This window comes from Lentimicrobiaceae bacterium (assembly GCA_023227965.1).
GTDB lineage: Bacteria > Bacteroidota > Bacteroidia > Bacteroidales > JALOCA01 > JALOCA01.
This window is the reverse complement of the sequence record JALOCA010000041.1, coordinates 17795-29960: the sequence shown is the minus strand read 5'-3', so window position 1 is coordinate 29960 and position 12166 is coordinate 17795. Positions and strand designations below refer to the sequence as shown.

Annotated in this window: 15 protein-coding genes; 7 read left to right on the top strand and 8 right to left on the bottom strand. The window is 38.8% G+C overall.

The window, feature by feature from the left end; genetic code table 11:
* The 8 genes from M0R21_11855 to M0R21_11820 all read right to left on the bottom strand — a co-directional run.
* A partial coding sequence (locus M0R21_11855) for a 4Fe-4S binding protein (protein ID MCK9618514.1) occupies positions 1-600 on the bottom strand: 600 nt, incomplete at its 3' end.
* 90 nt (positions 601-690) lie between these two features.
* Entirely contained in the window at positions 691-1002 is a 312-nt protein-coding gene (locus M0R21_11850) for an Rrf2 family transcriptional regulator (GenBank protein MCK9618513.1), read from the bottom strand.
* A 208-nt stretch (positions 1003-1210) separates the two neighbouring features.
* Positions 1211-1615 (bottom strand): Rrf2 family transcriptional regulator, encoded by a 405-nt coding sequence (locus tag M0R21_11845; GenBank protein MCK9618512.1) that lies wholly within the window; start codon positions 1613-1615, stop codon positions 1211-1213.
* Positions 1616-1749: 134 nt separating this feature from the next.
* Positions 1750-3552 (bottom strand): aconitase/3-isopropylmalate dehydratase large subunit family protein, encoded by a 1803-nt coding sequence (locus M0R21_11840; protein MCK9618511.1) that lies wholly within the window; start codon positions 3550-3552, stop codon positions 1750-1752.
* Positions 3553-3571: 19 nt separating this feature from the next.
* On the bottom strand, positions 3572-4120 hold the full coding sequence (locus tag M0R21_11835; protein MCK9618510.1) for an HDIG domain-containing protein: 549 nt from the start codon (positions 4118-4120) through the stop codon (positions 3572-3574).
* A 10-nt stretch (positions 4121-4130) separates the two neighbouring features.
* Positions 4131-5114: a hypothetical protein gene (locus tag M0R21_11830; GenBank protein ID MCK9618509.1), complete on the bottom strand. Its 984-nt coding sequence runs from the start codon at positions 5112-5114 to the stop codon at positions 4131-4133.
* An 80-nt stretch (positions 5115-5194) separates the two neighbouring features.
* A complete protein-coding gene (locus M0R21_11825; GenBank protein ID MCK9618508.1) occupies positions 5195-6388 on the bottom strand; it encodes an isocitrate/isopropylmalate family dehydrogenase in 1194 nt (397 codons plus the stop codon).
* Between the two features lie 226 nt (positions 6389-6614).
* Positions 6615-6809, bottom strand: coding sequence for a cold shock domain-containing protein (locus M0R21_11820; GenBank protein ID MCK9618507.1), 195 nt, complete (start codon positions 6807-6809; stop codon positions 6615-6617).
* A gap of 754 nt (positions 6810-7563) precedes the next feature.
* On the opposite strand from M0R21_11820, the gene M0R21_11815 reads away from it, so the two are divergent.
* From M0R21_11815 to M0R21_11785, 7 genes are all read left to right on the top strand, one after another.
* Positions 7564-7890 carry a hypothetical protein gene (locus M0R21_11815; protein MCK9618506.1) on the top strand — a complete coding sequence of 109 codons (327 nt, stop codon included), beginning with the start codon at positions 7564-7566 and terminating at the stop codon, positions 7888-7890.
* A gap of 17 nt (positions 7891-7907) precedes the next feature.
* A complete protein-coding gene (gene ybaK / locus M0R21_11810; GenBank protein MCK9618505.1) occupies positions 7908-8378 on the top strand; it encodes a Cys-tRNA(Pro) deacylase in 471 nt (156 codons plus the stop codon).
* Between the two features lie 202 nt (positions 8379-8580).
* Positions 8581-8862, top strand: coding sequence for a pyrimidine/purine nucleoside phosphorylase (locus tag M0R21_11805; GenBank protein ID MCK9618504.1), 282 nt, complete (start codon positions 8581-8583; stop codon positions 8860-8862).
* Positions 8863-8873: 11 nt separating this feature from the next.
* Positions 8874-9278, top strand: coding sequence for a LysR family transcriptional regulator (locus M0R21_11800; protein MCK9618503.1), 405 nt, complete (start codon positions 8874-8876; stop codon positions 9276-9278).
* Between the two features lie 11 nt (positions 9279-9289).
* Positions 9290-10249: a tungstate ABC transporter substrate-binding protein WtpA gene (wtpA, locus tag M0R21_11795; protein ID MCK9618502.1), complete on the top strand. Its 960-nt coding sequence runs from the start codon at positions 9290-9292 to the stop codon at positions 10247-10249.
* A gap of 132 nt (positions 10250-10381) precedes the next feature.
* Positions 10382-11263, top strand: coding sequence for a hypothetical protein (locus tag M0R21_11790; GenBank protein ID MCK9618501.1), 882 nt, complete (start codon positions 10382-10384; stop codon positions 11261-11263).
* A gap of 6 nt (positions 11264-11269) precedes the next feature.
* Positions 11270-12166, top strand: coding sequence for a hypothetical protein (locus M0R21_11785; GenBank protein ID MCK9618500.1), 897 nt, complete (start codon positions 11270-11272; stop codon positions 12164-12166).

Genomic DNA, 12166 nt, shown 5'->3' with positions numbered 1-12166 from the left:
TGTACAGTCGGCTGCAAGAACGACGTCTGCATTTTTAAAATAAGAAGCCTGTGGATTAAGTAAATGCAACTGTACAGGCCATTGGCGAAGTTCCGATGGAGTAGGCGCATTTTTACCTGCATCTTCTATCTTTTCCATGTCTTTTCTGAAATCCATAGCCATCGAACCGGGGCAACCACCACTACATCCGGTTTTTTCACCGAAGTTTTGAATGGTTTCAGCTTTAGTCATTGGTGAATTTCCAAAGTTTGTGCTCATGTCGATGTTATTGCTCTTTATGTAAACAATTGCTTCATTAAGAAGTTTATTTTCATTGTGTTTTTTAAGATGACTTAGGTGCGCAAGCACAGTGTTCCTGCCCTTTTTTACCATCAATTCCATCACTTTTGTTTCGTTGTAGGGCTCTGCTTCCCGTTCTTCCAGTGTGATGGCACCTTCCGGGCAATGACCAAGACAGGCTCCCAGCCCGTCACAAAATAAATCACTGATTAGTCTTACTTTATCATCAATAATCTGCAAAGCACCTTCATGACAGTTGGGGATACACAGTCCACATCCTGTACATTTTTTTTCGTCAATATTTACTATGGTTCTTTTCATTTTTATAATATTTCTGATAGTTTCCTATTGCTTAAATAATCAATAAATTCTTCAGATAGTTTTTCTGTCATTCCTCCAAAAACGCAGGTTTTAAACGGGCATTTGCCGGACGGAATTCCACAGAGGTGATTTTCCGGAATACCCCTCAATTAATTCATAAATTTCGAGTAGCAAAATTTCGTTTGCTGGTTTTTTAAGAATAAACCCGCCTTTTGGGCCACGTTCCGATTCCAGAAAATTGTTTTTTACCAACTGTTGCATCACTTTGGCAAGATGGGTTTTAGAAGAATGGGTGATTTCTGCTATGGTATTCACATTCATTATCTCTGTATTTTGGGCAATCAAAGCCATGCTGTGTATTGCGATGGAAGCTGCTTCTGATACGTGAACGATTTTACTCATGTCTTAAATGATTAAAAAAGTAAATGAATACGCAAAGGTATATATAATTAAGTGATGAAATACCTAAATATAAAAATATTTTAATTCTAAATTAAAAAGTTTTAAAATTAGCTATATAGATATAAAATTTAGAATCTGTTTATGAGTACAAACAGTATTTTTCTTTAAAAGAAATAGAAAAAAGAGGAGGTAAAGATACCTTGATAAATTACTTTTTTAGGAATTTATCAATGGTTTGACTTTGCAAATAATTGCCAAAGTCGTTGGTAAGAGTAGTAACTACACCTCCCATAAGGCATTTGTCGAAAGGGCAGATGGTGTTACCAACAGGGCATTCAGGTTTTTCAACTTTTCCTTCAATGGATTCATAAATTTGCAGAAGATTGATTTCGGAAGCTGGCTTTTTTAAGGAAAAACCACCGGAAGGACCACGGCTGGAAGTTAAATATCCATCTTTTACAAGACGTTGCATTATCTTGGCAACATGATGCCTCGAAGAACCGGTAGCATCAGCTATGTGCTGAACATTCATTAAACTTTCTGATTGGGCAATCAATACAACTCCATGAATACCTATGGAGGCGGCTTCTGACAACGAAATTATTTTCGACATTTTAGTTTAAATATATTGGGTATTTGATTGCGCAAATTTCGCAATTTTTTGACATGGAATCATTTTTTCTGAATATTTATAAAAAAAAACGGCTAACCTGAGATAGATTAGCCGTTTGTATGTAAACGTTTCAATTACAACAACCCATCGTTTTGATAAATTTTGGTCTGGACGTTGTAAAACCTATTAATTAAGGTATTCCTGTTTTTGGTGATGTTGGTAATTTCTCCGGTAAGGAAATTCACACGGATTTTGTCTCCTTCTTCCAATGCGATTTCTTCCATTTTACCGGGTTTGTAAGTAAGGATAGGCAAGGCTGCATTAATAGCATTACGTTCGTAAATAGCACCATATGATTCAGCTAGGATGCAGGAAATGCCAAGAGAGAGAAAACAATCCACTGCCTGCTGGCGGGAGCTGCCTGCACCGAAGTTTTTGGTAGTAACTACAATATCTCCGGGTTGTGCTTTTTTTGCAAAATCTTTGTAGCCTTCCAGATTGTCGAAGGCATACTGTCCCATTTCTTTGATGTCGGTGATGGTAAGATAGCGGTTGTGGAAAATCATATCGGTATCAATATCATCTTTTTTGATAAACCAAACCCGACCTTCAACGGTGGTAGGTTTATTGGTATCTTTTTCTTTTGCAGAAATAACAGACTTAAGACTTTCTTTCTTTTCGAAAACGGCAGGGGAAGCCGGAATTTCGTCTGGTGTAGTAATATAGCCGGCAACTGCCGAAGCAGCAACTATTGCCGGAGATGCCAGGTAAACAAATCCTTTTCCCTGTTTTCCTTCAAAATTACGGTTACCGGTACTGATGGTAACTTCGTTTGGACCGTTTTGTCCAACCTGGCCTGCAGCGCAACCAGCGCATCCTGCATTGGAAACCAATGCCCCTGCATCCTTTAAAATTTTAATCAAGCCTTCTTCCAGGGCAAGTTTCCAGATATCATCCGTAGCCGGAACAATTTTTAAAACAACTCCGGGTGCTACTTTTTTATTTCTTAATATTTCTGCAGTAATGCGTAAATCCTGCATTCTGCCGTTGGTACACGAACCGATAAAAGCAGAATCAATCTTTTGTTTTTTTACCGATTCCACCGGAATGTCATCGTGCGGATGTCCCGGTTTTGCCACCATTGGAACAAATTTGGTAATATCAATATCAAAAACCTTTTCATATTCAGCATCGGTATCAGCAGCTATGATTGGGTATTCCTTGCCGGTAAGAGCTTTCAGTTCGGCGATTACGGCGGGAGTAGGAGCAAAAAGAAGTATGATAGCTCCCATTTCGGTAGCCATGGAGGATATTGTGATGCGTTCGTCAAGAGATAATCTATCAATTGCTTCTCCGCAAAGTTCCACAGAATATCCCAGGAGTTTATTGGCACCGAAAATGGAAAGCAAGTTGAGTACAATATCTTTAGCAGTAACATTTTGAGGGCGTTTCCCGGTAAAATTCAGCTTTACGGAAGCCGGAACTTTAAACCATACGGAACCTTTTGCCCAGGCAGCAGCAATATCCTGATCGCCCATACCCTGACCAAAAGCACCGATGGCACCCATGATATTGGCATGTGAATCGGTGGAAACAAAAGTACATCCTGGCCAGGCAAGTCCGTTGTCAATGGCATTGTGGGTACCTATGCCACTATCAATGTCATGAATTGCTATTCCGTACTGGCGGGCGTACAAACGACAATATTGCTGGTTAGCAGCATATTTCTGGTCGCTACCACCGGGGTTGCAGTCGAAAGTAAAAATGGTTTTGGACGGGTCGGCTACGGTTAAACCGTTGTCGAGAAGATTTTTTACCACGTTGGCTCCGCCAAAGTCGCGGGCTGCGCGGGTATCAATGTACACATCAATTATATCACCCGGTTTTACCGAAGTTTCGGAAGCATGGGTAGCGAGAATTTTTTCTATCAGATTCATTTTGTTGCGATTTTAGTAACTAAAATTTTAGACGATCACGAAAGGGTTCAAAAGTCATAAAGTCGGAATGGTGAACTACATAAGCTTCGGTGGTACGTTTTACCATATCGCCTTCACCAGCGTGGGTAGCAATGATATGGCAAACTTCTGGAGGAACTCCGCATTTTTCGGCAAGAGAAACTCCGGAAAAAGGATGGCGCAGGTATTTGCCATATTTTCCCTGTACAGATTTTCCATCTTTTAATTCATATTCAAGTAATTTACCAACGTCGGCAAGAATGGCTCCGGCAATCAGAACATCCATATTTACAGGTAAATCTTCTTTGAAGAAAGCATTCATTTTTTCTCCGCTTTCTTTTGCCACGTGAACCACGCAACGCTTGTGCGCCATAAAACTCACTTTTAAATCGGGACCACACAGCAAGGTGAATGGGATAGTTTCCAGGTCTTTGGTGGTAAGAACGCTTTGTTGCAAAGCAAGTTCCCAGGTAGCAGCTACCTTTTCTCTCAGGTCAGCATTGTTTATCCACTCCAGTTCGGGCCAGAGTTTTTTTACTCTATCTGTCATAATTTTTATTTTAATTGTTAATACTTTCTTTCCTGGCAATACTTTCTCTCAGGTCAAAAAGCAGCCAGTTGTTATTTTTAATATTGTATTGTTCCTGATTAATGATTTTTATAAATTTTTTAACGCCGAGCGGCTCATTACCATTCCCATGAATAAGAACAATGCTTCCATTTCGGGGTTCCTGGTTTTTGGCGAGCCAGGCATCGCTTCCTACAGGGATAATACCGAAGGATAATATTTTATCAAAAATTTCCTTGTCGGAAATCAGCCCCGGAAACCGGAAAAAAACAGAAGGTGTCATCCCATTTTCAAGCATGGTGATTTCATTTTGTAATACTTCACGATGAATATCTGTGCCTTTTTCTAAAAGAAAGTTTTTTGTCAAAGGCAGGGTTCGGGATGTTGGGTGTGAATAAGAATGGTTTATCCAGTCAATGGTAATTTGCCGGGATTCAATTTTCTGCTTTAGCCATGCCAAATCTTCCTGGTGGGTTTTAATCCATTTTCCGGTAATTGCGATTGCAATAGGAACAGGCTTTTCTACTTTTCCAAGGCTTTTTATCAATTTTGAGAAAATGTTTTTGTCAAGTGGACGCTCGGAAGGACAAAGATCTATGGTAAGTATGATGCCTTTTACTTCCGGCAGAGCATGGGCAATTCCGGCATCCTGGTTTCTGGAAGAGTTTTTCCAGGCATCTTTTATTCCATTTGCGTAAGCACATCCTTGAAAATAAACCAAAAGGCTATCGAAATTCAAAGGATGTACTTCCAATGAAGATTTACTTATGATAAATGTTTTCAGATTTTCCGGATTAACTGCCAGATAACAGGCATCTCCTGTATTTCGAAAACTTCTGATTACTATTACCTGTTCTTTTTTTTCTTTTAAATTGCCATAGGCAAAAAATACTTTGTAATCGCTGATATCCTGTGAAAAAGATACCACCGAGAACAATAAAAAAACAAAGGCAATAAGTGTTTTGTGTTTTCTCATAAAATGCAAATACCGGCAATTACTTATAAAAAAGCCAGATTCCACAACTTGATGAAATCCGGCTTTTGCTGGCAAAAAAATTATTTCAGTTTGGCAATGATTGCATCAGCCATTTGTACGGTAGATGCGGCACCTTTTTTAATAACATCAGGTGAACCACTTAGCTTCATCATGTCGTAAGCTTTTACTTTGCCTTCTTCCACAACGTCGGCTACGGCTTTCTGAATTTTTGCAGAAATCTGGTTTTCGCCGATATGGTCGAGCATCATACATGCCGACATCACCATTGCAATCGGGTTAACTATGGGAACTTCATAATCTGCATATTTGGGAGCGGAACCATGCGTTGGTTCAAATACAGCAACATCTTTACCAATGTTTGCACTGCAGGCAAATCCAAGACCGCCAATCAAACCGGCAAAGCCATCGGAAACAATGTCGCCAAACATATTTCCGGCAACGATAACATTGTATTTTTCCGGATTTTTGGTCAGCCACATCATCTGGGCGTCAATATTGGTATTGTCAACACGGATATCGGGGTATTCATTTTTAGCCATGTCCTGGGCTATTTTCAGCATCATTCCGGAAGTTTCGCGGATTACATTGGGCTTTTCGCAAACAGTGATGGATTTGAATCCTTTTTCTTTTGCATATTCGAATGCTTCACGAACAATGCGTTCGGTGTGTTTTTTAGTGAAAATACGGGTGGAAACAGCCAGTTCGGGGCGGGGACACCATGCGAAATTCTGTTTGAATTTGGGATGTGTCATTAAAGCATCATACACCTGGTCAGGAGGATTGGTCCATTCCACCCCACTGTAGAGCCCTTCGGTATTCTGGCGGAAGATCATAGTATCAATAACCGGTTCTACAATTTCTCCATCTTTTCCGCGACGGATAAAGTTGAGTGGGTTTCCTTTGAATGTTTTGCATGGACGTTTGCAGATATCGAGGTCGAACATCTGACGCATGGAAACGATGGGACTGTAATAAACAAACCCTTTATCCTGCAATTCAGGAGCCAGTTCAGCAGCAGCCTTGTCCTTGGGTTTGGAAGTAATTGCGCCGAAGAGGGCAATTTTGTGTTTTTTTAATAATTCAATGGTACGGTCGGGAAAAGGATTCCCTTCTTTGCACCAAAATTCCCAGCCAATATTGCCGTGAACATATTCCGCTTCAAAACCGGCTGCATCCAATACACGGATTGCCTGTTCCAGTACAATTTTTCCGATGCCATCGCCGGGCATCGTTACGATAGTTCTTTTTGCCATATCTTTTTTAGTTATTAAAATTAGTATTTAAAATGTGCTCAAAATTACTACAGATTACCCATCCGGCAAAAGGGTTTTGAAAAAAAATAATTAGCCGGTTCTTTACGAAATAATCTGCTTAACTAAATAAAAAATAAATATATGAGTTTTATTATGTGTAGTCAACTAAAAAAAAGCCCCGATAAATCGGGGCTTGTGATTAAAATAACTTTAAATATAATTTATGCTATGCTAATTTTACATTTACTGCATTTAATCCTTTTTTGCCTTCTTGAAGATCAAAAGTTACTTCATCGTCTTCTTTAATACGGTCAATTAAACCGGAAGCATGTACGAAATACTCTTTTTCAGAGGCAATGTCCATAATGAATCCATAACCTTTGGATTCGTTAAAAAATTTTACTTTTCCTTCTTTTTTCATTATTTTAAATGTGTAATATTAATAATGCTGCAAATATAAATTATTTATAGTTAACGAAATGATAAATTTTAAAAAAATATTATTTTTTTTATTTATTTGTAAGTTGCATGTAACCAAAAGAATGCGTTGTTAATCTTTATTTAAAAACTAAATAATTGCATCAAATTGATTTCAAGCGCCAATAAATTCTTCATTCCTGCTCTGTTTTTGTACACATATTCGTTATCCAAAGGAAGAATAACGGAGCCCTCTTTTTGTAAAATCTGACCGATGGTATCGAACGACAGGGGGTGTGTCCGTGGATAATTTTTTGAGAAAAAGCTGAACGATGTTCCCGATTTGTGTTTTGTAACCAAAGTATAGATTCGACTGTTGTTTGATTTTAGTTTGTAATGTGATCCGAAAGAGATTTAAAGACCTATAAACCCTATTTAACAGCCTAAACTTTATTTTGGTATAAAAGCCAGATTGTATCTTACGCCTGCGACAAAAATTTAAGTGCCAAAGATATGAAAATTGGTAAAATACAGAAATAGTTTTGATATATACAAAATTATAATGGTAAAAAACAATAAAAAATCTATATGAAATAGAATTAATATGATTAATAACAAAATTAAATATGTAAAAAATAAAATCAGTTAAGTAATGAATAGAGATATTTATGTAAAAAACAGAGCTATATTTGTTATAAATAAAAATATTTTTATCTTTGACAAAGATATCTTAGTAAAAAGTATAAAAAAACAATTTTATGGAAACAATTCAGGTAGTCCCAATGGTAATAAGAGAATTAAACCGCAAGCATATGTCGGGATCTGGCTTAGCCCGCAAGCTAAATCTTAACCAGGCTTCTGTGCATGGCATGTTAAAGCGTCCAACGTTGCATGTACATCGGTTACTCGAGATTTCGGAAATACTGCAATACAACTTTTTTCGTGAAATTGCAGAAAAACTTCCTTATACCGAGCCGGTTCAGACTGAACCGAACAACAATGAACAAGCCCGGGAACGAATCAGGGAACTGGAAATGGAAGTACGCATTTTGCGACAAACGCTGAAAGATGCAATAAGTCGTTAATGTAAAGCGGATGTATTATGCACAAAACCAATGCAGCCCGGATATTGGACAAGCAGGGCATATCTTATGAATTAAAAGAATACGAGGTGGACGAAGATGACCTGAGCGCAACTTCTGCCGCCGCTAAAATAGGGGAAGGTGTTAACCTTGTATTTAAAACGCTGGTGCTCCTTGGCGATAAAACGGGCATTATTGTGGCAGTGATTCCCGGCGGGGCGGAACTGAACCTGAAAGCCCTGGCAAAAGTCAGCAACAACAAGAGTGTGGCAATGGTACATATGAAAGAACTTTTGGGCATTACCGGTTATATCCGTGGCGGATGTTCACCCATTGGGATGAAAAAAAACTACCCAACTTTTATTCACGAGAGTTGCCGGCAGTACAATTTCATTTATGTAAGTGCCGGTATGCGAGGACTGCAACTAAAAATTCATCCGGATGACCTGGTGAAGAGTTGCCGGGGAATGGTTTGTAGTATAATACTTTAAATTCTGTGGTACGAAGTTTTTAACTTTGCACTGAATAAAAGTCAGATTGTATCTGACAACAAAAGTTGGAATTGTAGTTAAAAACTACAGTTTGTTTATGCGAAATCGCAAACTTCACACCACCCGGATATCAAGGAATTTTCCATTTGGATACTTTCCCCCTTTAATCTAAGTTTGCATAATTATTTTAAAACTTTGAATCATGTTTAAATCCAACGAATATTTCGATGGAAATGTAAAATCCATCGCTTTTGCAACAACAGACTGTCCTGCAACCGTAGGCGTAATGGCTGCCGGTGAATACGAATTCGGCACTTCCACCATCGAATACATGACCGTGATTTCCGGGGAGATGACGGTTTTGCTTCCCAATGAAAAAGAATGGAAAACCTACCGTCCTTTTGATACTTTTATTGTTGCCAAGGACAGTAAATTTAAACTGAAAATTCCGGGCGATGCTGCGTATCTTTGCAGGTATAAATAAGATTATTGAGTATGGACGAGCTTCCGGAAAAATTCAACAAGTATTCTAACGTCCGTGTAAACTACCGCATCTGGATCAATGCCGAAGGTGGGGAAAGTGTGCTGGATGACGAAAAATGGCAACTTTTGCAAGCCATTGATGCCAATGGTTCGCTTGTCGCTGCCGCGGAAAAGTTAGGAATCAGCTATCGCAAAGCCTGGGGCGACATGCGAAATGCCGAAGAAATTCTTGGCTTTTGTCTTATCGAAAAGCAAAGGGGCGGAGCCCACGGCGGTACAACCACTCTTACGGAAGAAGGAAAACGCTTTGTGGAGAATTACGAACAGTTTCATCAGGAATTTCAGGAGGCGGTTAACCAGGTAATCATACGTTTGAAGAAAAGATTGAAACAGGGGGATGTTCCATCCGGTTTATAAAAATTCAGAAAATGATGAGAAAAATTACTCTGCTTTCGCTTATACTTTTCTCTTTTTTGTTGGCTTTTCCGCAAAAGCCGAAGATCTCCGGCGATCTGGTTATTTTTCATGCCGGGAGTCTGGCGGTTCCCATGAAAAAGATGATTGAAGCTTTCAATAAAGAATATCCCAATGTAAATGTTAAAGCCGAGGCAGCAGGAAGTGTAGCTTCTGCACGTAAGATCACCGATTTGAATCGTGAATGCGACATTCTCGCTTCCGCCGATTACCAGGTGATAGATAAAATGCTTATTCCGAAATATGCCGACTGGAACATCCGTTTTGCCAGCAACGAAATGGCGATTGTTTACACCCTTCAGTCGAAATATGCGGATAAAATTACCCGTAACAACTGGTACGATATTCTTCTGAAAAAAGATGTGCTGGTCGGTAGGGCAGACCCCAACAGCGACCCCTGTGGCTATCGCACGGTTCTGACCTGCAAATTAGCTGAAAAATATTACAAAAAAACTGGTCTTGCCGGAAAGCTGCTGGCAAAAAACAATAACATGATGCGTCCGAAGGAAGTGGACCTTTTGGCTTTGCTCGAAACTCAATCGGTAGATTATATTTTTATTTATAAGTCTATTGCTATCCAGCATGGGCTGAAATATCTTGCGTTGCCCGACAATATTAATCTGAAAAATCCAGCTTTCAATAAGTTTTATTCCACGGTAAATGTGAAAATCAACGGGGATAAACCTGGCGAAAAGGTAATTCAGAACGGAGAAGCCATGATTTACGGACTGACAATTTTGAAAAATGCTCCAAACAGAGCTGCTGCGGAAGCCTTTGTAAAATTTATGCTCGATAAAAACAAAGGCATGAAAATTATGCAACAGTGCGGTCAGCCTTCGGTGATCCCGTTGCAGTCCACGGGTTACGAGAAACTCCCTGCTGAACTAAAAAAATTCGCTACCGGTAATCAATAATCTGAATTTTCTTTTTCTTTTGTTAAAAAAGCTATTACTTTTGCCAACGTTATGAATAATTATTCATAACGAAATGAAGATTTTAACAATAAATTAAATATTTTAATAATTATTAATCAAACAGTTAAACGTATGAAGAAACACTTAATTTTTGCATTTGTGATGCTTGTATCTGCAGGCATGTTCTTTGCATCCTGCTCAAAAGATGATGACAAAGACGCTCCAACACTGAGTTTTAAAACCACTACAGGTTACACTTCGGCTAACGCAACAGTAGATTATAACGACACTGTTACAGTTGGAGTTCAGGCTATCAGCAATGGAAGTGACAACCTTGTAAAATTTGTTTTGAAAGCCGATAATCAGTTAATGCTTGATTCTACTTTTAATGCTTTACAATATTCTATGGATTTCAATATCATTAAAAGTGCTTCAGCCAGCGAAACCTGGACATTTATTGTAACTGATGCTGCCGGTAAAGTAACGGAAGCCAGTATCGTTTTATCTCGCCCCAGCACAGAAATAACTACTTACAATACAGTGGTTCTTGGTGCACAAGCCAATACTACTAAACCAAGTTTCTTCTCTACCAGCGATGGAACTACTTATTTTCAGTCAGATGCTTTCGAAAATCAGGCTAAAATAGACATGTTCTGTTTTTATGAAGATTCTACTTTTTCTACTCATAACAATTTTACTACTCTTGCAGCTCCCGGTTCAAACATAACCGGCATTTTTACCGGAGGTACTGCTCCTGATAATTATGACGTTAAAAATGTTACTTATTTTGTAAAAACAACACTTACTGCCGTTCAGTTTGATGCCATTACCAATGATGAATTAATACTTCAATCATACGACCCATCAAATCAATTTAAAAAAGCCAAAAACCTCAAAGCAGGTGAAGTATGGGCATTTAAAACCGCTGGTGGGAAATACGGATTACTGAAAGTTCTTAATGTAATAACCCATACTGACGGCTCATTAGGGATGACAGTAAAAATTCAAAAGTAATTTAAAATGAATAAATTATCCTTGTACGTAATGCTCCTGCTTGCAGGGGCATTGCCTTTTTTATTTTCCTGCTCCAAGGAAAATTCCACAGATAAAATACCAGCGATTTCCTTTATTCAGGACGATACCACCCTTACAAAAGATGGTGCGGTAGTAGGAGAAGGGATGCCCATGAAGTTCGGAATTCATATGCTGGGTGGAGGTGCTAAAATTACCAATCTGGTAATCGAAGTTCGAAGTAGCGAAGATACCGTTACTATGCTCGACTTTGGATTTTACAAGGATGAATTAGATACTGTGATTACTTTTTATAAAAATAATTTTGAAAACGAAATCTGGTCGTTTCGCATCATGAATGCCGACCGCAAAACGGCTTCTATCACCTTAAACGTTGTAAAAGATTCCTTAACCCACTACGGAAATATCATAAACCTGCCGTCGGTTATCATGGGATATCAGGGAAATTCAACCTATGGTCATTTCCTGAAAATGGACGACGGTACGGTATATTCTACCCCGGATGCCACTGCCAATCAATCCAAGGTGGATTTGCTGATTTATTATTTTACCGATGGCACAGGTCCGTCTCCCACTTTTTCCTCTCCTGGCGATCAGGATGCCCCGGATTATTATCCTGAAATAAATTCCTGGCAACCCAAAAACTATACAAAATACGATTACGTAACCAAAATTACAGCAGAACAGTTTGATGCTGCCGAAAACGATAGTCTGCTAATAAAAGCCTATAACGAATTTTGGGGACGAAGAAAATATAAGTACGCTATTGCAGGAACCATTTTTCCTTTCAAAACCATTTCCGGGAAAATCGGGCTGATAAAAGTTCTGCAAGCCGACACCCAGGCAAACGGGAAAATTACTTTTGCTATTAAAGTTCAAAAATAA